The sequence below is a fragment of the Saccharolobus solfataricus genome, from assembly GCF_900079115.1.
In the GTDB taxonomy this organism is placed as follows: Archaea; Thermoproteota; Thermoprotei_A; order Sulfolobales; family Sulfolobaceae; genus Saccharolobus; species Saccharolobus solfataricus.
Genome location: NZ_LT549890.1, coordinates 2,447,628 through 2,467,576 on the forward strand (window position 1 = coordinate 2,447,628; position 19,949 = coordinate 2,467,576).

General features: G+C 36.2%; 22 protein-coding genes. 8 read left to right on the plus strand and 14 right to left on the minus strand.

Annotated elements, in window-relative coordinates; translation table 11 throughout:
• Positions 1–292: 292 nt before the first annotated feature.
• The 3 genes from SSOP1_RS13060 to SSOP1_RS13070 are packed head-to-tail and all read right to left on the minus strand — an operon-like array spanning position 293 to position 2,744.
• Entirely contained in the window at positions 293–1,534 is a 1,242-nt protein-coding gene (locus SSOP1_RS13060; RefSeq protein ID WP_009989328.1) for a glycosyltransferase, read from the minus strand.
• Positions 1,531–2,187 carry a DUF5752 family protein gene (locus tag SSOP1_RS13065; RefSeq protein ID WP_009989329.1) on the minus strand — a complete coding sequence of 219 codons (657 nt, stop codon included), beginning with the start codon at positions 2,185–2,187 and terminating at the stop codon, positions 1,531–1,533. Before SSOP1_RS13065 ends, SSOP1_RS13060 begins: the two co-directional genes overlap by 4 nt.
• A gap of 56 nt (positions 2,188–2,243) precedes the next feature.
• The gene (locus tag SSOP1_RS13070; RefSeq protein ID WP_009989331.1) at positions 2,244–2,744 is read right to left on the minus strand and encodes a DUF4382 domain-containing protein; all 501 of its coding nucleotides are present in this window, start codon (positions 2,742–2,744) and stop codon (positions 2,244–2,246) included.
• A gap of 197 nt (positions 2,745–2,941) precedes the next feature.
• On the opposite strand from SSOP1_RS13070, the gene SSOP1_RS13075 reads away from it, so the two are divergent.
• Positions 2,942–3,835 carry a S1C family serine protease gene (locus tag SSOP1_RS13075; protein ID WP_009989333.1) on the plus strand — a complete coding sequence of 298 codons (894 nt, stop codon included), beginning with the start codon at positions 2,942–2,944 and terminating at the stop codon, positions 3,833–3,835.
• 57 nt (positions 3,836–3,892) lie between these two features.
• Positions 3,893–4,363, plus strand: a complete 471-nt coding sequence (locus SSOP1_RS13080) for a peroxiredoxin (RefSeq protein WP_009989334.1) — start codon at positions 3,893–3,895, stop codon at positions 4,361–4,363.
• A 35-nt stretch (positions 4,364–4,398) separates the two neighbouring features.
• On the opposite strand, the gene SSOP1_RS13085 is transcribed toward SSOP1_RS13080, so the two are convergent.
• From SSOP1_RS13085 to SSOP1_RS13135, 11 genes are all read right to left on the minus strand, one after another.
• The gene (locus SSOP1_RS13085) at positions 4,399–4,806 is read right to left on the minus strand and encodes a PH domain-containing protein (protein ID WP_009989335.1); all 408 of its coding nucleotides are present in this window, start codon (positions 4,804–4,806) and stop codon (positions 4,399–4,401) included.
• The gene (locus tag SSOP1_RS13090; RefSeq protein WP_009989337.1) at positions 4,748–5,719 is read right to left on the minus strand and encodes an ABC transporter ATP-binding protein; all 972 of its coding nucleotides are present in this window, start codon (positions 5,717–5,719) and stop codon (positions 4,748–4,750) included. Before SSOP1_RS13090 ends, SSOP1_RS13085 begins: the two co-directional genes overlap by 59 nt.
• Positions 5,712–6,677, minus strand: coding sequence for an ABC transporter ATP-binding protein (locus SSOP1_RS13095; protein WP_009989339.1), 966 nt, complete (start codon positions 6,675–6,677; stop codon positions 5,712–5,714). Before SSOP1_RS13095 ends, SSOP1_RS13090 begins: the two co-directional genes overlap by 8 nt.
• 9 nt (positions 6,678–6,686) lie before the next feature.
• Positions 6,687–7,583, minus strand: a complete 897-nt coding sequence (locus SSOP1_RS13100) for an ABC transporter permease (RefSeq protein WP_009989341.1) — start codon at positions 7,581–7,583, stop codon at positions 6,687–6,689.
• Positions 7,576–8,607, minus strand: coding sequence for an ABC transporter permease (locus SSOP1_RS13105; protein WP_009989342.1), 1,032 nt, complete (start codon positions 8,605–8,607; stop codon positions 7,576–7,578). The genes SSOP1_RS13100 and SSOP1_RS13105 overlap by 8 nt, the downstream gene beginning before the upstream one ends.
• Positions 8,608–8,696: 89 nt before the next feature.
• Entirely contained in the window at positions 8,697–10,877 is a 2,181-nt protein-coding gene (locus tag SSOP1_RS13110; RefSeq protein ID WP_009989343.1) for an ABC transporter substrate-binding protein, read from the minus strand.
• 144 nt (positions 10,878–11,021) lie between these two features.
• Positions 11,022–11,969 carry an AbrB/MazE/SpoVT family DNA-binding domain-containing protein gene (locus tag SSOP1_RS13115; RefSeq protein WP_009989344.1) on the minus strand — a complete coding sequence of 316 codons (948 nt, stop codon included), beginning with the start codon at positions 11,967–11,969 and terminating at the stop codon, positions 11,022–11,024.
• Between the two features lie 42 nt (positions 11,970–12,011).
• Positions 12,012–13,022 carry a hypothetical protein gene (locus SSOP1_RS13120; RefSeq protein ID WP_009989345.1) on the minus strand — a complete coding sequence of 337 codons (1,011 nt, stop codon included), beginning with the start codon at positions 13,020–13,022 and terminating at the stop codon, positions 12,012–12,014.
• 109 nt (positions 13,023–13,131) lie between these two features.
• Entirely contained in the window at positions 13,132–13,500 is a 369-nt protein-coding gene (locus SSOP1_RS17205) for a hotdog fold thioesterase (protein WP_029552511.1), read from the minus strand.
• Positions 13,501–14,250, minus strand: coding sequence for an enoyl-CoA hydratase-related protein (locus SSOP1_RS13130; RefSeq protein WP_009989349.1), 750 nt, complete (start codon positions 14,248–14,250; stop codon positions 13,501–13,503).
• Positions 14,234–15,034: an enoyl-CoA hydratase/isomerase family protein gene (locus SSOP1_RS13135; RefSeq protein ID WP_009989350.1), complete on the minus strand. Its 801-nt coding sequence runs from the start codon at positions 15,032–15,034 to the stop codon at positions 14,234–14,236. The genes SSOP1_RS13130 and SSOP1_RS13135 overlap by 17 nt, the downstream gene beginning before the upstream one ends.
• A gap of 61 nt (positions 15,035–15,095) precedes the next feature.
• On the opposite strand from SSOP1_RS13135, the gene SSOP1_RS13140 reads away from it, so the two are divergent.
• From SSOP1_RS13140 to SSOP1_RS13165, 6 genes are all read left to right on the plus strand, one after another.
• The gene (locus tag SSOP1_RS13140) at positions 15,096–16,259 is read left to right on the plus strand and encodes a thiolase domain-containing protein (protein WP_009989351.1); all 1,164 of its coding nucleotides are present in this window, start codon (positions 15,096–15,098) and stop codon (positions 16,257–16,259) included.
• 6 nt (positions 16,260–16,265) lie between these two features.
• Positions 16,266–16,652, plus strand: a complete 387-nt coding sequence (locus tag SSOP1_RS13145; protein WP_009989352.1) for a Zn-ribbon domain-containing OB-fold protein — start codon at positions 16,266–16,268, stop codon at positions 16,650–16,652.
• Complete coding sequence (locus SSOP1_RS13150; RefSeq protein WP_009989353.1) at positions 16,649–17,956, plus strand: phenylacetate--CoA ligase family protein; 1,308 nt, start codon at positions 16,649–16,651, stop codon at positions 17,954–17,956. Before SSOP1_RS13145 ends, SSOP1_RS13150 begins: the two co-directional genes overlap by 4 nt.
• A gap of 56 nt (positions 17,957–18,012) precedes the next feature.
• Entirely contained in the window at positions 18,013–18,375 is a 363-nt protein-coding gene (locus tag SSOP1_RS13155; RefSeq protein ID WP_009989355.1) for a hypothetical protein, read from the plus strand.
• A 169-nt stretch (positions 18,376–18,544) separates the two neighbouring features.
• The gene (locus SSOP1_RS13160; RefSeq protein WP_009992171.1) at positions 18,545–18,778 is read left to right on the plus strand and encodes a sulfurtransferase TusA family protein; all 234 of its coding nucleotides are present in this window, start codon (positions 18,545–18,547) and stop codon (positions 18,776–18,778) included.
• Positions 18,779–18,790: 12 nt separating this feature from the next.
• Positions 18,791–19,948, plus strand: a complete 1,158-nt coding sequence (locus SSOP1_RS13165; protein ID WP_009988532.1) for an NAD(P)/FAD-dependent oxidoreductase — start codon at positions 18,791–18,793, stop codon at positions 19,946–19,948.
• Position 19,949 lies beyond the last annotated feature (1 nt).

The window sequence follows — 19,949 nt, forward strand, 5'->3', positions numbered from 1 at the left end:
ACTTTTCCGGGGTTATCCATCTCCTATCTGACGGAAGGAGGACTTTCGCTCCCTCAACCACGATAAGTTAAACTGTGAAATTTGTAAACCTAATAATACGTGGATTGTATAGTATATGCATCGAATGCGGACACTTACCCATAAATAAAGTGGTACTAAAAATAAGTAGGTGATTTTTCAGCACCAACGAGTAAGTGTTAATTGGTTTTTATTCATAGACGAAGAATGAACGGGTGTTCAGTAATAAATCTTATTATATAGGGTTGCCCGTAAAATCGATGAAACTTAAGTGCTAATGATTAGATATAGATTCATGAGAATTCAATGAAGCCAAACCCCTATTAGCTACATAGACTATTGTCATTAGGTAGTCCCTGAGTTCTCTAGTTATGAGGAAATTTCTCCTTATGTGTTCTCTGGCATTAGTACCAAGTCTCCTCCTTATCTCCTCATTCCTAATTAAGTATATTATGTAATGCGATGCGCCTTGTGGGCTATTAACTAAGAATCCAGTAATTCCATTTATCACTTGTAAGGGAATTCCTCCAGTGTTTCCACCTATTACTGGTTTTCTCTTCCACATGGCCTCACTAACAGTAAGTCCAAAGCCTTCCTTTATAGACTTCTGCATAACTACCGTTGATGCTGTTTGAAATACATTTATTTCCAAATCACTATAAGGCGGTAACATTAGTAAATGTATATCCTTATCTCCTTCAGAGGCCTTAACTACTTCACTATAAACCTTCTCACCTTCTGGATCATCGGTGGCTGGGCTTCCTACATATAATAATTGTATGTCAACATGCCTTTTCGCTAACTTATAAGCCTGTATGACACCTAAAGGATCTTTAGCGTAATCAAATCTGGACACTTGAGTTATTAATGGCTTTTCAAGATTAATACCAAACTTATATAATATTCTCAATATAGTAGTCTCAGACATATCCCTATTCTTTATACTTAATGGATCTATTGATGGTGGTATTACGAATTGCGGAATTTCGATATCATCTCTCCCAAACGAGGGAACAGAGATTATCATACTATCATATTTGGAGATATACTTCCGTAAGAAGTTCCACACTGGTGGATATGGATTTGAAATGTCAATGTGACATCGCCAAATCCACTTATTACTATTACCTTTTTTGAATTTTATAAGCCCCGCCGGTTGGGGATCATGTATAAACATTATATCGTAATCTAACGGAATTTCAGACAAGTTTATCTCTTGCCATTTATCATATATTTTAAAGTATTCATCTGGTATATTTCCAGTTCCATTTTGTAATGAATTGTGAAAGGATTTGGTTACGTTAAAGAACTCATTATCTCCTTTTATAACCTTCCAATCAACATTAAGACCTAACTCTTTCATTAATGGTAGCATTCTATTTAATATCTCAGCTACTCCACCTCCAGCCTTAGTAGAGTTTACATGAAGTATTGATAAATCCTTAATTTTCTCCGCTATCTTAAAGATAGCGTCAAGCTCATGCTCTCCTATAAATTCCACGTATTTCTCAATCATCTTAACAACCACCTTTCTAGTATTCTAATTATGTCCCTCCTAAGTACTTCCTCATAAACATAGGTTTGTGGATCAATTTTGCTTAAGTTCTCAGCTAATTCTGAGAGTCCAAAATTAGATTCTAACCATTCTGAAAAATCATTTCTCTTTGAAATTCCGAGTATTCTTTTGCTTACGAAATGCCACACCAATGCCCTATCGGGTATTATCTGTATTAAATCTAAGAACTCTGCGAGTGTGTTCGCAACATAATTTGTCTTGTATACTATTGGTGTACATGAGACAAACACAAACTCTCTTATTCCTCTTCTCTCATTTATTCTAGGTTCTAAGATTTCTATCAGATCATTTCTAATATCTTCTATGGTTCTAGGTTCAGCACCAGGTATGTCCGATACCAATTCTGCTAACTCTTTATCTCCTAGACTTTCAGCTATCCAATGAGCAAAATCATTAGAATATTCTTCAGGTATTAAATGGGAGCTAAAAATTGGGTGGAAAACGTGGTAAAATAACGTATACTTATCCGCTTTCCTAATACCTTCTACTAGTTCTCTCAAAGATATGGCTTTAAGTTTAGAATAGAGCGGTGGATAGTAAGCAGCGTAAAAGATAAAAGGTATTCCTTTACCTTTAGAGTCTAGATCCATCATTAAATATAATTACGTATCAAAAGCATATTAACTTATCCACAACATAATATTGTAATTTAACTAATGACCTCAGCAGTTATTGAAGGACTTATTATTATTTGCCCATTGGCGTAAGTTATGTGAGGAAAACTTATTAGTAGGGATTGTGAAGAACCCCCTTTTAGATCCATACCATTTATTATATGTATTTTGAATACTCCGCTAGGTATTTTTGCTGAAATATTAACGTTTCCAAGTTGAACTTGTGCGAAAGATATCTCAAGAAATACCTCGTTGTATTGCCCAGAAGGTATTCTAGAAGAAGCTAGAAATGTCATATTGGAAGTTAGTAGTATAGTAATTGTCTTATTGGAAATCGTTATCCAAGAGTCATTGCTAGCATTAACTTTATGTATCATTATGGAAGATATAGTTAAGTATATTTTAACTCCTTGACTAGTTGGAGGGTCCTGAATATACACATTTACAACTCCAGTAGTTAAGTAATAGAAACCATAATATACCCCACCAGCTAGTACTAATACCACTATGACGATGCCTAATATTGCCTTATTCATGTAGTTAATGTCGTTTAAATACCTTAAAAGGATTTTTGAGTTTATTTTCGTTCCACTTAGTGGTATTTCAGAATCTACAAGAGTAATCAGGAAAGTCTACGATAAGTTCTTCTTAATTTAGATGTTTTTAATGATCTTTTTTCAATTTCACCTTAAGGTGAAAGAATATAAATAATTAGGCAGACTTAATATGTACCATGTACGAGGATTTAGTAGAAAGGGTAACTCCATCAGTAGTCACTATAATAACGAAGCAGATAGCTTTAGACCAGTTTTTTATGCCACAAGTTGCTGAAGGCATAGGATCTGGTTACTCTATAGGGAAAAATATCCTAATAACATCTTATCATGTTATATCAAATGCTGAAGAGATACTGGTAATATCTGAAGATGGATTTAGAGAAGAAGCGCAAGTAATTGCAATAAATCCCTTTCATGATTTAGCAATGTTAAGAAGTACCATAGAATTGCCTAGTCTGAAACTAGCTAAAGAGTGCAAAACCGGAGAGGTAGTTTTAGCAGTAGGAAATCCTCTAGGTCTATATAGTGTAAGTATGGGTATAATTAGCAGTGAGGAAAGGGCCATAATGACACCTAATGGTCTTCCCATTTATGTGGTCCAGACAGATGCAGCTGTTAACCCCGGTAATAGTGGAGGGCCTCTTATAAATACCAGAGGTGAGGTTGTGGGTACTGTTACTGCGATGATAAGAGAAGCTCAGAATATAGGTTTTGCAATCCCTTCTAAACTTGTTGATAGTTTCGTAAAAAACGTCATGAAGTTTGGTAGATACATAAGACCGTATGTGGGAATTGGTGTAATAAAGTTAAACAAAGCTTTAGCGACATACTTGGGAGTGAGGAAACAAAATGGCTTGCTTGTTACGAACATAGATCCAAATGGAAGCGCTTACAAGTATGGAATAAGGAGAGGTGATATCATACTAAAGGTTAATAATCAAGAAGTTAAATCTCCTATAGATTTGCTAGCTGTATTAGAAGAGATGGTTGGTTCACAGATTAATGTAAAGATGTTAAGGGATTCTAAGGAGATAGAACTTTCGATACCAGTCCCTGGTTTATCTACTTAAATTTTTTAAAAGTCCTTTAGTGTTAAGCTTTTTACCTCTCTTTGCAAAATCTTTTGTATGGTAGAAATAGGGGAAAAAGCTCCAGAAATAGAGTTAGTAGATACAGATTTGAAAAAAGTTAAAATACCATCTGATTTCAAAGGTAAGGTAGTTGTTCTAGCGTTTTACCCTGCTGCGTTCACTTCAGTTTGTACTAAAGAGATGTGCACTTTTAGGGACTCCATGGCAAAATTTAACGAAGTTAATGCAGTAGTTATAGGAATCAGTGTAGATCCACCATTCAGTAATAAAGCGTTTAAAGAGCAGAATAAAATAAATTTCACTATTGTTAGTGACTTTAATAGGGAAGCTGTAAAGGCTTATGGGGTAGCTGGAGAGTTACCAATCTTAAAGGGATATGTACTAGCTAAGAGATCAGTATTTGTAATTGATAAAAATGGCATAGTAAGATATAAATGGGTTTCTGAAGATCCGACAAAGGAACCAAACTACGATGAGATAAAGGATGTCGTAACCAAATTATCTTAAATGATGTTATGGCTAGGCACTGATAATATGATGACTTAAGGGCGGGAACTCTGAATTTTTTCAAGAAATGTTTCTGGGTTTTTTATATCGTATAAGACTGTAATTTTACCGTTTTTTAAAATAATGTAAATTGAGCCACACTTTAATTTTTTTGCTATAGGCCCTTGTGAGATAAAAGTATCCTTAAAATTTTCCGCTTTAACTACTTTTTTACCTAATAATGATTTTATTATTATCCCACTCTCAGAGATGCAGTAAGTATAACTCTTGAACCACGCAATTATAAAAAGTAATATAGCATACCATATGCCAACGAAAATAAGATAATTAATTACGCTAGTTATCTCCAAGAATAAGGAAAAAATGGTAAGTATAATAGTCCCTTCAACGAGAAGCCTTCTTCCAGTTGGTTTCGTACAACCAACAAGCGACTTTTCTCCCATTTATTTCCACCAATGGTGGTTCCTTTTCCTTACATACTGACATAGCAAAAGGACATCTGGGATTGAATCTGCATCCGCTAGGCGGATTTATTAAGCTGGGCACTTCCCCGCTTGGTGGCTTAAGCTCCTTCTTTCCCAATTCTGGTACTGAGCTAAGCAGTGATTGAGTATATGGATGCATTGGTTCCGAAATAACTTCTTTTGTATTTCCTTCTTCAACAATTTTTCCCGCATACATAATTATGACTCTATCAGATATGTATCTAGCTACCGCGATGTTGTGGGTAATGAAGAGGTATGTAAGTTTTCTTTCCTTTTGTAGGTCTACAAGTAGATTAAGAATTTGTGCTTGTACTGATGCATCTAAAGCTGAAGTCGGTTCATCTAAAATTAAAAAATCCGGCTCTTTTGCAAGCGCTCTTGCTATTGCAACTCTCTGCGTTTGCCCTCCAGACAATTCTCTAGGATACTTATCTTTTACGTAATTATAATCAAGACCAACTTCCTCTAATAACTTCTTGACTCTTTCTTCCCTTTTCTCCTTCATGGCTTCTCTAACAATATCCTTGACTTTCATTCTTGGATTTATGGATGTCATAGGATTTTGGAAAACCATATGTATATGTTTTCTAACATGATTTATATTGCGATCATTTACCTCCATTCCCATAAAGATTAAATTTCCACCAGTAGGCTTTTCCAATGTAGCTAGTACCTTGCCTAATGTGGTTTTACCAGAACCACTTTCACCCACAACACCTAAAACTTCGCCTTTCCTTATCTCCACGGATACGTTATCTAATGCTCTAACATAAATTGGGGGCTCTCTCGCTAATGATTCCAGTATTCCCCTCTTCTTTGCAAGGTAGTATTTATTTATATTAATTGCCTTGTAAAGTATACTATCACTCATATAACCAACACCTTATTTTTCTTCCATTTTTCTCAATAATGCTTGGCTCTTTCTTTCTACAAATATCGAAAACTTTACTACATCTATTACTAAACTTACATCCAGTAGGTAATGCAAAAAACGATGGTGGATTACCTGGAATAGCAGTTAACTTTTGATTTTTATCCCCAGATGGTATACTCGCTACTAACCCTTGGGTGTATGGATGCATTGGTGATTTTAAAACTTCTTCAACTTTTCCGTCCTCCATAATTCTTCCTGCGTACATTACTACTATTCTATCTGATACTACGTAAGCTAAGGAAATATCATGGGTTATAAAAAGAATGCTTGTATTTATTTCCTTATTTAATTGTTTAAACAGATTAACCACTTGCGCTTGTATTGTAACGTCCAATGCAGATGTTGGTTCATCCGCTATGAGCAATTTGGGCTTTAATAATAAAGCCATAGAAATAACTATTCTTTGAACTTGTCCACCTGAAAGTTGGTGAGGGTAACGATCAATAATGGAATAAGGATCTGGAAGTCTTAAATCTTTTAGAACTTCAATAACATCTCTCATTAAACTTTCTTCTTCAGCCTTCTTTCCTTCTCTTTGATATCTTATTTTAACAGCTTCTAAGAGCTGAGAGCCTACCTTCTTTACTGGATTTAAGCTATTTAATGGATTTTGAAATATCATGAAAACCCATGTTCCTCTATATTTCTGCAGTTCGCTATCTTTTAACTTAGCTAAATTAACTCCATCTACTATGATATCGCCTTGAATTCTCGCATTCGGAGGTAAAATTCTGGATATTGCGTGGCCTAATGTAGATTTTCCAGAACCGCTTTCTCCAACAACTCCTACTATTTCCCCTTTTTCTACATCTAGGTTTACATCACTTAATACTTTAACCCAGCTAATTAGTGTATTATAGTAAACGTTCAAATTTCTAATCTGAAGCACTACCATATTATTCACCTAATAGACTATTCTTCCAGCTACTACATCTTGTAATCTGTCACCTAATAGTACAAAACCTACGACAATAATTAGAATAGTCAACCCTGGAAATAAGGCCCACCACCAGTATTGCGGTAAACCAGTAACACCATTTGCTGCCATTTCTCCTAATTCTGGGATTGGAGGCGTTATTCCTATTCCTAGAAACGCTAAGGTCGAATAAGTTAGTATTACGTTACCAAAATCCAATGCTGCATAGGCTAATACAGGGTCTATGGCGTTTAGAAAAATATATCTGTAGAACAGTGATATTCTAGATACGTTACTTAATTTTGCGGCAGAGATGTAGTCCATGTTCTTTATCCTTAACGTTTGTGCCCTATAGAATCTAGCATAGGTTGGCCACCACACTACCGCTAAGCCTAGTATAGTGGCGAAGAAGGTAGCCTTTAATGGTACAGTTATTGCGATAACTAATATTAATGCGGGCAAGGATAGAAAGGCGTCAGTAACTCTCATTAGGATTTCATCTACAATACCGCCTAGATAACCCGCAAGTATTCCTAATATTCCTCCTATGATTATAGCTGAAAACACTACCACTATTGCTACGAATGCATCTCTAGGTAATGCGTATAAAATTCTTGAAAGAATATCTTCCCCTTCTGCATTAGTACCTAAAAGGAAAGTAGATGAAGGAGGATGAAAAGCCAACTGTAAATTATATTGGAAGGGATTATGTGGAAGGAGTATATAACCTAAATATTGTTTTCTAAGATAACTTGACAATATCTCTAATATTCCTTGTATGAGAGACCATATTAGGAAAAGGCTTACTATAATTAATCCCAATAATCCAGCCTTATCTCTAATTAGCGCCTTTAACATAAATCTAATTCCGGAACTTTCACTCAACTATCCTCACCCTTGGATCTAGAACCCCGTAAAGTATATCTGCTATAAGATTCGCTATTATTATTGCAATTCCAACAATTATTGTTGTCCCCAAAATTGATGTGTAATCTAGACTTTCTATTGCTTGAGTAATGAAATACCCCATTCCATGATATTGGAATATATCCTCAATCACGACTGCCCCAGCTACTGAGTATCCGAAAAGCAAAGCAATCAATGTTACTAATGGTATCGATGCATTTCTTAAAACCACACCATATACAACTCTTCTTCTACTAAGCCCCTTCATGAGACTAAGTTTAGCGAAGTCAGATTCCATATAATCCAGCATTGAAGCTCTGGCTATTCTAGTCACTATTCCAAAACTGACCAACGCAATCGCTATAACAGGCAAGACCATATGGTGGACTAAACTAGAAAAATAAGGCCAATCCCCTGCTAACATCGCGTTAAGCAAAGGAAAAGGTGTTATAGACTTTGGCGGAGTAAGAACTGGGTTGACAGTACCGGTAGGGGGTAATAATCTGAGATAGTATGCTATAACTAGCTGTAATATAACAGCAATTAAAAATGGCGGAGATGCCCAAGTAACTAAGTAAACGCCACGGACCAGATAATCCAGCGGTTTATTTCTGTTTGATGCAGCTATGGCGCCAGTAAACAAACCAATAACTACGGAAAGTATTGTTGCTGGTATTACCAACTCTAGGGTTCTTGGTAAATATTTTCCAATCAGCGTAATCACCGGTACCTTATATGTTGGATCTATACCGAAATTTCCATGTAGTACATTAATTATGTAGTTAATTATTTGGATGTAAAGGGGTTGGTCAAGTCCATATTGTTTGGCTACCTGTTCTAACTCTGTGTAGGTCGCATGTGGCCCAGTGTATAGCCTTGCTAAGGCTAAGGGATTTGGTGCTATTATATGTATCATAATAAAAACCAATATAATTAGTAATATTAGGGTAATGAAAGCATTAATGATTCTTCTTATGATAAAGAAAACTATATTTATGGACATACCATGTCCATTTAAATAAAGTTTGAGGGTACTAATATATTTATTCTCACAAAGTAAACGAGGAAAGAAAAAGAAAAATAAAGATGACTTTAGAACCCTGGACCTCCTCTACCTCTTCCTCTTAAGAGGACTACTGCTACTACTATTATAATTATCACGATGACTATTCCTATTACTGCATAAATTAGTGTAGATGAGGAAGATGAAGTAGTTGTCGTCATACTGGTTACTGACGTAGTAATATTCGTAGCACCACCAAATACAATACTTGTTGTCGTAGTTTGAAGCGTAGTAGTTGTTGTAGAGGAGGTCGTGCTGGTTGAAGTTGATATAGTTATAGTGTATGGTTGATAATACATTAGGTTATAGTAATAGCCTATGAATGGGTTATATACAAATCCTTTCACATAGGGCTGGACAAAGTAATATACTACAGGGTTTGGTAACCAAGCGTATGGTGCTTGTTGATACAATATCTGATATACTTTAGCCACCTCTAAAGTTTGTTGTGTTTGATTTGTTAAGAAGGGTAAATTCTCGTATATTTGCTGTAATGTTGAAATATTAACCCACGCTAAATCTCCAGATATTCCACCGTATAATACATCAGTTTGTGCCATTAATTCTTGGAAAATCGGATCTGGCCAATCAGGGAACCAGCCTAAATCTATCAGAGCAGGTGTGCCACTTGGTGTTATCCAGTTGTCGGTTACGGAAGGTAGGACATACTGTATTGATGTTGAAATCCCTATCTTTTGTAAGCTTTCTTGAATTATTGTTAGTTGTTCTTGCTCTAACTCATTCACAGGTGCTAAAGCGTATATAGTTAATGTGCCTAATTGCTTACCATTAGTATCACCTATCGTAGTTCCGTTAGGCAATACAACATAGAAGTGCCCTTCATATCCAGCTTCATTCAAGTAGTGTAAGGCTAAGGATAGGTTGTAGGTGTAGGGGTGTAACTTATCTAATTGCATAACTTCGTTATAGAGTGGGAATACCGGAGATATTGGACCTAAATACTCTATTGCTAGCGTTTGATTTTGGAATTTGAATATATCTAATTCTGCGGTATAGTTTATAGCGTGAACTATTGCTTGCCTAAATGCAGTAATGTTAGTAGGGAAGATTTGCGTATTCATTGCAATGTAGAATACTGCTGCCTCATAACCTAAATTTGCAAATATTTGGTTAAAACTTACATATTTATTATACTGATATGCAGAGTACATTTGCTGTAAGAATGGTAAGCTAACGTATGAAATTTGTGCTTGATTCGTAGCAAAATCCTCAACTCTATTATTGTGGCTTAATCCGTATTTTATGTCAATAACTGGTATATGTCCCGGTTGAGCTACAAGTGGTATGTTAGATAAATTGGCAGCCCAATAATGTGGATTCTTCACTAATACGATCTCAGATAAACTAGGTCCCACACTCTTAATCACATAAGGACCAGTTCCTTCCATACCATTGTCATTAATATATGAGTTAGGAGTATTTGGCTGAACTCCACCATGTTCATCAATAAAGACTGGATTAACTATTGCTCCCCACCAGCTAGCTATATCTAATAGGAAGTACCTATAGGGTTCAAGTGTATTTATCTCGACCTCATAAGGACCCTTAACTACTACCGCTTGGTATGGGTATTCCATGATTTTCTGTATTGTAGTATTCGCAGCGTTGAAATGAGATAGTATTGATGCAAGTACATTCGCAGCTAGTGTTGCGTTCTTAGTAGTCGGTAATCCAGTAACGTTTTGTATTGCTGCTGCTACACCCCACGGTAAGGCATATCCAGTCTGTCCATATTGAGTTGAATTGAATAGTAGTTCAATATAGTTAGCTACACCAGGGCCTTGTCCCATTAGTATGGTCCTATAGAACGAGAACCAAACAGTACTAGCGTTTACTTGTACTCCATCTGGGAAGTATACTCCATGTCTTATGAAGAATGTCCAGTTCTCATAGTTTGTGGTTGACCAGTTCTGGGCTATAACTGGAACAACTTGTAAATAATTCGAACCGTTAAATTCCACTAGTTCTTGAAATATTGCTTGATATAACGGTCCATCTTGAACGTAAAATCCAGTAGCTGGGTCAAGTGCATCAGGAGGTGCTGTTTGGGAAACGTCAATAAGTATAGATGAGTTTGGCGGAGATATTGTTAGTGATGTTTGTGCTGAAGTTTGCAATAAAAATAGTGATGGTAGAATTATGCCTATTAACATTATTGATAAAAGCGCTAAACCCTTGAGGCTAGACATTTATAATCCCGAAAATGCTTATCACTTTACGTTTAAAAAATTTATGGAAATATACATCGATCATATGTAGACTTTTTTAAAATAGTAATGGCAAAATTTTACAAATTAAAATTTAGCCTATCTTCTAATGGAGAAATATCTGGACTATATCTTAACACTTTTATGTACTCCATCATCCATTAAGGCTACACAGTAACTTGCTATTCTAGCCAATTCCCTTGCCAGTTCTCTGCATTCTATCTTGCTTCCATACACTATCTTGTTTATTTCTTTCATACTTTCCCTTATACTCCTTACGTGATCTATATTTTCGTCGAAAAATACTTCTCGAGATTTCTCAAACATATTTACAATGATTTTAATTATGGAATTCAGTTCTTTATCGTTGGATGTGTTTCCACATTCTGTTATGGCTAGGGATGCGGTTTTTATATGAGATAGCATTCTTCCCATGTCACGCATTGCTATTGCATAGAGTATTAGATCTCTAGTTGGCAAGCCTTTTACTACAAATTCCTCCTCTTTCTGTGAGACTAGTGCTATTTCCCTTATTACTGAATTGTATAATTTGTTTAACTCTTCAGCACGGTTTTTCAAATCTATAGCCATCTCCTTACTAGGATTTTCAATTATCTTTTCCAGATCCTTTAGTAGTACTAGTAATTTACTAGAGAAAGTTTTCATTCTTTCGACCACGTTAGTATTAACATCATCTTGAACTTTGAACGTAATATAGTTAAAGCTTTCACTCTCAATTGTTAAACCTGGTAAATATAATTGCAAATTTTTTAGCTCATCCTTTATAGGTGCTGATATTACGGACTTCGATTTTATCTCTATTTCTGAAATCCCTTGCATATAGTATACCGTTATCAAGTATTTGGTAGTTTCTAGATCAATAAGATCAAGGTCAATTATCTTTCTAGTAATATAATCCCTTATAGGTTTTATTAATAGCTCTCCATTCTTTTCTATAACAAAAACCTCACTTTTAGCATCTAAGTTATTTCTCCTAACCCATTCTGGAGGTAATGTTATTATGTAACTGCCACCTTTAATTTTCTGAATTCTTCTCCTTAGATTCTTCTCCATTAATATATAAAAATTAAAGACCTAATAAAAAGGTTTGTGAATTCAGAATATTGAAGCTACTAAATCATCTTCCTTTAGTTCTATATCTTCATCCCCATTTATCCCAATCTCCGGCATTGAGGGAACCTTAACGTTAAATCTCTTAACATTACTAGCCACTCTGGCAACAGCTTCTCTCCAAATCCTCTCTCTTTCCTCAATCGTTGGCAATCCTAAACCAGCGTCAATTGCTAGCTCCTCCATTTTCTCGTGTACCTCTTTGTACCATGGAGGCAATTTCCAGAACTCCTTAGGGGGTTTATAGGTTATTAAAGATAGGAAGACAAAACCAGCTCTTATCTGTTTAGTTACAAACATCTTCTTCTCTTCATTCATTTTATTTAAGTTATCAGTTAATATTAAGTGTGTAAAAGCATAATGTCTAGTCTCATCTACAGTTAAATTTCTAAACGCGTCCTTAAATGTGGGTATTTTAGTCTTATCCTTCATTCCACTAAATACTGTTGTAGCCGCAGCTTCACCCATCATAAAAGATGTAAATAGAATATCCAGAGTGTATTTATTATAAGCTTCAATATAACCTTTCCAATACCTAGAACCGTTCCACCAAACCCACTCAACGTTTAGCTTAGCCTTCCTTTCCAAATCATCTTGTGGTTTAAAATTAAAGGGAAATCCTTTCATTGCCTTATCTATTGCAAATCCACACAGCACATTATGTCTATTCTCATCAAATGTTATCGTCGTTAGGAGGGCTTTTATGGTTACTGGTAATCTTTTTTCACTAGCTTTTACTAATGCGTAAGCGAAAACCGGTGTCGCGTTATCGAAGTTAGATAACAGAGCCCACCAATAGGCCAACGCTAATCTCTGTTTTCTATCAAGGCCAGATATTATTTCCTCGTATTTTTTCCAGTCTAAATCTTCCTCATCCCATTGCTCCTTTTTGGCCCTCCTATAAAGTCTCATAGCTTTCTCGTTATCAAACTCCCATGCGGGTGGATAGACATTATCCTCAGGATATATTGGATCATCATTATAATTTATATCCATGTATCCACCATATATATGTTATTGATTCAAATATATAAGCTTTTCCAGACACTTAAAAAAAATGAAGATTAAGTAAACTATAAGATAAGAATAGAAATTAGGTTCTCCTCTAATTATCCAGATGGTATACTAAAGCAGTAACGTAAGCCACGAGCTTTCCATCTTCATTTTTTACAATTATCCTATAAAGGGAAGTAGTTTTTCCGCTGCTTTCCTCAAATGCTTCTGCTATTACTTTCTCTCCTTCTTTTACCGGCCTTCTAAAATCGATATCCATATGTAAGGCTACTGAATCACGAGAGAAGTTACTAATGTATTCGAAAGCTGCATCAGCGATGGCGAAAATAAAAGAACCATGGGCGGTGTTATGTAAGTTTAAGAAATCTTTAGCCACAACTCCAGAAACCCTAGCGTAACCTTCCCTTATCTCCTCCAATTCTATGTTAAGAAATTTAAGAAAAGGACTCTCTTTCATTATTTAAACTCCCTTAAATTTAGGCTCTCTTTTCTCTTTGAATGATGATATACCTTCCTTAAAGTCCTCAGTTTTTCCTAAATAACCTTGTATGGCGGATTCGTACTCTAAAAACCTTTCTAGATCATTATACAATACTAAATTAGCCATTCTCTTTCCAGCAATATAAGACTGGAATGGACCATTTAGGATTTTATTAGCCATTTCCTCAGCGTCGTAAAGTGGATTTTCCGATATCTTCAACAATCCCCATCTCTCGGCATCCTCTGCAGTAAATTCCCCTCCTAGGACAGCAATCTCATAGGCTCTTTGATCTCTAGTCAGCTTCAAAAGGAAGTACGCTACTCCAGTGTCTGAAGCTAATCCAAGTCTTTGAAATGCAGTAACGAATTTGACTTCACGCTTAGCGAATTTGAAATCTGTAGATAAGCTTATCCCTATACAAGCTCCAGCTGTAACACCATTTATTGCAGCTATGTAAATTTTATCTGAAAAACGTATCTCCCTAATTATTGGATAAAACGTCTCCCGTAAGTCTATCGTAAAATCTGGGGCGAACTCATTTACGTCAGCCCCTACGCAGAATGCCCTTCCTTCACCAGTCAGTATTACAGTTCTAATTTTCGGATTAGCGTTAATTTCTTTAAGTTTTGATATCAGTTCATTTCTCATTTCCAAGTTCAACGCGTTTAATTTATCAGCTCTACTTATTGTAACTACTACGTACCCATCTTTATTATCTACTTTTATCATTCTCCCACCTAGGTTTTCTCTTCTCTAAAAACGCTCTCATACCTTCTTTAGCCTCTTTTGTATTTAAAGCCAAATAGAAATTCCTTCTTTCGAAGTCTAATCCTTGCTGTAGTAAAGTATCCCAGGCTCTAGCAACTGCCTCTTTAGCTAAAATTATAGATATTATTGGCTTTTCAGCTATTTCCCTCGCTAGTCTAATTGCCTCATCAATTAGTGAGTTATCTGGTACTACCTTATTTACTAGTCCATATCTTTCAGCTTCTTTAGAGTCTATTAATTTCCCAGTAAGCACTAGTTCCATTGCCTTATACTTTCCTAATACTCTAGTTAATCTCTGAGTACCTCCTGCTCCTGGCATAATACCTAAATTTATTTCTGGTTGACCCAGTTTTGCGGATTCTGAGGCAATTATAATATCACATGCCATTGCTAATTCTAGCCCTCCTCCGGCTGTGATACCGTTTAACGCAGCTATAACTGGTTTTTTAAACGTTCTCAACTTTTCCCATAAAGGCATATGACCCTTTTTCATTATTTCCTCAAGGGGCGTTTCTAGCATCTCTTTAACGTCTGCCCCTGCCGAAAACGCTTTTCCATTCCCAGTTATTATTACGACTTTAATCTTGTCATCATTATCTAACTTGTTCAAGACATCAACTAATTCATCAACCATTTGGAAGTTGATTGCATTTAACTTATCTGGTCTGTTAAGTTTTATAATTCCTATATTATCTATAACTTCTATTTGTATTGTACTATACATATATATGTAATTCACCTGCATATAGTACTATTCGCAAAAGTTTATATAGTTTAGTATTGTAAGAAATCATGGTTAATCCAATATGACAAGAAGGGTAGCTGTAATAGGAGTAGGTAATTCGAAGTTCGGGAGAAGAGATGACGTTTCTATTCAAGAGTTAGCCTGGGAATCTATTAAAGAAGCGTTGAATGATAGTGGTGTATCTCAAAGTGATATAGGACTAGTGGTTATAGGTAGCACTGCCTATAGAGGTATTGAATTATACCCTGCTCCAATCGTTGCTGAGTATTCTGGACTAACAGGCAAAGTTCCTCTACGCGTTGAGGCAATGTGCGCTACAGGATTAGCTGCAGCCTTATCCGCATATACTGCAGTAGCTTCAGGTTTAGTTGATATTGCTATGGCAGTAGGAGTTGATAAGATGACTGAAGTTGACACCTCAACATCGTTAGCAATAGGCGGAAGAGGGGGTAATTATCAGTGGGAATATCATTTCTATGGGACCACATTCCCAACTTATTACGCACTTTATGCAACAAGACATATGGCAGTTTTTGGCACAACTGAGGAGCAAATGGCTCTAGTTTCGGTAAAGGCGCATAAGTATGGTTCAATGAACCCTAAAGCTCACTTTCAAAAACCGGTTACCGTAGAAGAAGTTCTCAAGTCCAGAGTAATCTCTTGGCCAATAAAGTTACTTGACTCTTGTCCAATAAGTGATGGTTCCGCCACTGCAGTATTTGCATCGGAGGAGAAAGTGAAGGAGTTGAAGATTGATTCTCCAGTTTGGATAACTGGAATTGGTTATGCGAATGATTACGCTTATGTTGCAAGAAGAGGAGAATGGGTGGGATTTAAGGCAACTCAGTTAGCTGCAAGGCAAGCTTATGAGATGGCTAAGGTAACTCCTAATGATATAGAAGTAGCTACGGTACATGACGCGTTTACAATAGCTGAGATAATGGGATATGAGGATTTAGGTTTTACCGAAAAGGGAAAAGGAGGCAAGTTTATAGAAGAGGGGCAAAGCGAGAAAGGTGGAAAAGTAGGAGTAAATCTATTTGGTGGTCTAAAAGCTAAGGGGCATCCATTAGGAGCTACTGGACTTTCTATGATTTATGAGATAACTAAACAATTGAGAGATGAAGCTGACAAATTACAACAACCCCTTAAGAAGTATATTGGGCTTGTTCACAATGTAGGTGGCACAGGTCACTTTGCATATGTTATGATTCTAAGAAGGTGACCTTAGATGCAAATAGATGCAATACCGTTATCAATAAAATATAAGATCAAATACCCGGACGAATTTATTGAAGCAGTTAAGAGGGGAGAAATTGTAGCTACCAAATGTAAAAATTGTGGTTCCGTTTACTTTCCCCCTCAAAAGGATTGTTATAACTGTGGTAAGAATGAGATGGAGTGGATTAAAGTATCTAATGAGGGTGAAATAATGACTTATAGTGTAGTATCTCAGAAACCTCAAGGTTTCGAAAATTATGAAGACTACGTTATAGGGATAGTCAAGACAAAGGATGGGATAAATATAATGGCATGGATTAAAGGCCAACCTAAGGTCGGTAATAAAGTAAGACTGACTACAGATGGTATGAGGATAATTGGCGAGGTGATAAGATGAGCGTTAAGTTAACTTATAATGAGATAGATCCCAAGGCATTAACTAAGGAAGAGATTAAAGAGATCCAGCGATTTAGACTTAGGGGTTTAATTAAAAGAGTTTATGAGAGCTCACCCTACTATCATAAGGTGTTTAAAGAAAGGGGATTAACGCCAGATGATATAAGAACTCTAGAGGATTTAGTTAAACTTCCTTTCACCACTAAGGAAGATTTAAGGAGATACGCTTATCCACATGGTGGCGATTTCTTAGCAGTTCCCTTTGGAAATTTAGTAGGATGGCATATGACATCAGGAACGACAGGAGTTCCCACAGTAAACGCTTATACTTGGAGCGATATTGAAATATGGACAAGCCTCGTAGCAAGAAGTCTAGTCACTGCTGGAGTTACAAAGAATGATATTGTTATGAACATTTATGGGTACGGGTTATTCACTGGTGGGATTGGCTTACATCAAGGTATCCAGAGAATAGGGGCTAAGGTGATACCGTGGAGTACTGGCAGAACTGAAGCTTTAGCTCGGGCACTAAAGGACTTTAAAGCTACTGTAATAACTGGTACTCCATCTTACGAATTGCTAATAGCTGAAACTTTACGCAAACTAAACATAGATGCTGAGAAGGAATTGCAACTTAGATTAGCAATCCCCGGTGCTGAAGCAATGTCAAAAGAGATGTTGGAGAGAATTGAGCACGAATTAGGACTAAAGGCTAGAGAAGGAAGGGCATTAGAAATTTATGGTTTAACCGAGGCTTTAGGGCCAGGAGTTGCACAAGAGTGTCCAGACGATAATCACGAATGGCTACATATATGGACTGATCATTATTTGGTTGAGATTATTGATCCAGAGACCGGTGAGAGAATTTCTGAAGATGAAGAAGGGGAAATGGTTATAACTACTCTCAGTAAGGAAGGGATGCCGTTAATTAGATATAGAACGAGAGATATTACTAGACTTATTGAAAGTGATGATGAAATACCGTTTCCTAAAATAGGAATGTTAAAAGGGAGAGTAGATGATGTGATATTCTATAAAGGTGTGAAAGTATTCCCAACTGCTATATCGAATGTTTTAATGTCTTGCGAGGAGGTAAAAGAGTTTCAAATAGTAGTAGATAAGACTAATAGGGAGCATAGATTAATAGTTAGAGTAGAAACTGAAAAACCGTCAGAAAAATTAGCTGAAAAACTGATAGAAGAAATTAGAACAGTAGCATTTGTAACGCCTGAGGTGGAGTTTGTGAGTTTAGGCACACTGCCTAGATTTGAGGGTAAGTCTAAGAGGGTAGTTATTAAAGAGTAAATTTATAGTAAACAAGAATAGTTAATTTTTAAAACTAGTTAAGAGAAATAAGAAACATGGCTAAGCTTCTTTTCGTGATAATGGACGATCCAAACAATTTGTCTGAATCCATAAGAGCTGCTCACGCCTTACACTACGCAGTAGAGCTTAAGAAGGAAGGGCACGAGGTTTACGTTTATTTTGACGGGCTAGGTACCAAAATACCAATATCCGAAAGTCCTTATAAGGGATTACGACCAGCCTATGAGAGAGCATTAAAAGAGGAAATCATATTAGGTGCATGTGGTTATTGTGCATCTCCACCTCATTTGAATATTAGAGATAAACTAATTAATTCAATAAAACTAATTGGAGATGAGGAGCATCATTACGCTTTTATTGATTTAATTAACGGAGGTTTCCAGATTATAATTTCATGATGTAGTTTTGTGTATAATTATATACAGTATAGACATACTTTAATTTTAAAACATTTGTAATTTTAGGTATAACTAAATTAAGTAATAACATTCTTGAAAAAATATATTGTTGAAATAAACGTAATATTTATAAAGTATGAATGTAACATAGAATATAGGTGAGTAAAAAGTGAGTAGTCTTAAGATATATAAGGAATTGGATTTGACTAGTTCTTCGTGTGCTGGGCCTATTGGTGAGTTGTCCAGTGTTATTGATGAGTTGAGGGATGGCGAGGCTGTTAAGGTCATTTTGGGTGATGAGGCCACTAAGAAGGACATTACTTTGTGGAGTAAGAAGAAGGGCTTGAAAATAGTACAAGAGTCGCAAGAGGGAAGCAAGTACGTATTATTAATAAGCAAATAGGAGATGAGGTAAATGGCTAAAAGGGTTATAATAGCAGGAGGAAATATTGCGGGCACAATTGTAGCAAACAGGTTAGTTCAAAAGTTAGAACATGAGGTTAATAAAGGAGATGTTGAAATAGTAGCATTAAATAAGTCAGATGAACACATCTATCTACCGGGGCAGTTATTAGTTGGTTTTGGTCTTGAAACTCCAGGAGAATTAGTGAGGAAAGAAAGCGAACTGCTGGATCCTAGAATCAAATTCCTACATGGGCAGAAGGGTACGATTAGCAAAATAGATGTTGCTAATCACTCAGTTCAAACCGCGGATGGAGTTTCACATAGTTATGACTATCTAGTAATAACTACGGGTGTAGATTACACATGGGACGAAATACCCGGCTATAGGTCTGCTGCACATACAGTATACGAGTATGATGATGCTATTAAAATGAGGGAAGCTTTAGAGAAATTTGATGGCGGTACAATTGTCGTTAATACGGCTAAATTGCCTCATAGATGTCCAGTTGCTCCATTAGAAGTTACATTAATTCTAGACGATTATTTAAGAAAGAGAGGGATTAGGGATAAGACTAAGATAATTTACACCTATCCCGTTCAAGGAGTATTTGGAAGACCAATAACCAATAAGTTCATGCTGAGATTATTTGAACAAAGAGGAATAGAAGTTCACTCTCCATTTACGGTAACTAGTGTTGATCCCAACAATAAGGTTATAGAATCGCAAGAAGGTGAAAAGTTAAAGTTCGATATGTTAATTGGCATACCACCTAATATGGGCGCTAAGGTTATTGAGGATTCTGGAATAGGAGATAGAAGGAGATGGGTTCCAACAGACAAATTTACACTTAGAATGAAGGATCACTCTAATGTTTACGTAATGGGTGATGCTACTGACTTACCAGTCTCTAAGGCGGGCTCAACAGCTGATTTCGAATCTTATACTGTTGCCCACAATATCGCAAATGACATAAAGGGAAATCTTGGAGTTAAACATTATGGAGGAGACGTTCTATGCTATATAGCTACTGGTACTGATCAAGCTACTTATATAAGATTTAGCTATACTATGAACGAGAGTCCACCACCACCTTCATATGTACACTGGTGGGGCAAGATAATGTATAACAAGATGTACTGGACTGTTACAGCCAAAGCTGTGGTTTAAC

Coding starts and splice junctions, on each gene's coding strand:
- SSOP1_RS13110 (WP_009989343.1), bottom strand. CDS start 10,877: ATGTCTAGCCTCAAGGGTTTAGCGCTTTTATCAATAATGTTAATAGGC.
- SSOP1_RS13140 (WP_009989351.1), top strand. CDS start 15,096: ATGACAAGAAGGGTAGCTGTAATAGGAGTAGGTAATTCGAAGTTCGGG.
- SSOP1_RS13095 (WP_009989339.1), bottom strand. CDS start 6,677: ATGGTAGTGCTTCAGATTAGAAATTTGAACGTTTACTATAATACACTA.
- SSOP1_RS13075 (WP_009989333.1), top strand. CDS start 2,942: ATGTACGAGGATTTAGTAGAAAGGGTAACTCCATCAGTAGTCACTATA.
- SSOP1_RS13070 (WP_009989331.1), bottom strand. CDS start 2,744: ATGAATAAGGCAATATTAGGCATCGTCATAGTGGTATTAGTACTAGCT.
- SSOP1_RS13150 (WP_009989353.1), top strand. CDS start 16,649: ATGAGCGTTAAGTTAACTTATAATGAGATAGATCCCAAGGCATTAACT.
- SSOP1_RS13080 (WP_009989334.1), top strand. CDS start 3,893: ATGGTAGAAATAGGGGAAAAAGCTCCAGAAATAGAGTTAGTAGATACA.
- SSOP1_RS13090 (WP_009989337.1), bottom strand. CDS start 5,719: ATGAGTGATAGTATACTTTACAAGGCAATTAATATAAATAAATACTAC.
- SSOP1_RS13155 (WP_009989355.1), top strand. CDS start 18,013: ATGGCTAAGCTTCTTTTCGTGATAATGGACGATCCAAACAATTTGTCT.
- SSOP1_RS13130 (WP_009989349.1), bottom strand. CDS start 14,250: ATGATAAAAGTAGATAATAAAGATGGGTACGTAGTAGTTACAATAAGT.
- SSOP1_RS13115 (WP_009989344.1), bottom strand. CDS start 11,969: ATGGAGAAGAATCTAAGGAGAAGAATTCAGAAAATTAAAGGTGGCAGT.
- SSOP1_RS13065 (WP_009989329.1), bottom strand. CDS start 2,187: ATGATGGATCTAGACTCTAAAGGTAAAGGAATACCTTTTATCTTTTAC.
- SSOP1_RS13165 (WP_009988532.1), top strand. CDS start 18,791: ATGGCTAAAAGGGTTATAATAGCAGGAGGAAATATTGCGGGCACAATT.
- SSOP1_RS13085 (WP_009989335.1), bottom strand. CDS start 4,806: ATGGGAGAAAAGTCGCTTGTTGGTTGTACGAAACCAACTGGAAGAAGG.
- SSOP1_RS13105 (WP_009989342.1), bottom strand. CDS start 8,607: ATGTCCATAAATATAGTTTTCTTTATCATAAGAAGAATCATTAATGCT.
- SSOP1_RS13120 (WP_009989345.1), bottom strand. CDS start 13,022: ATGGATATAAATTATAATGATGATCCAATATATCCTGAGGATAATGTC.
- SSOP1_RS13060 (WP_009989328.1), bottom strand. CDS start 1,534: ATGATTGAGAAATACGTGGAATTTATAGGAGAGCATGAGCTTGACGCT.
- SSOP1_RS13145 (WP_009989352.1), top strand. CDS start 16,266: ATGCAAATAGATGCAATACCGTTATCAATAAAATATAAGATCAAATAC.
- SSOP1_RS13135 (WP_009989350.1), bottom strand. CDS start 15,034: ATGCAGGTGAATTACATATATATGTATAGTACAATACAAATAGAAGTT.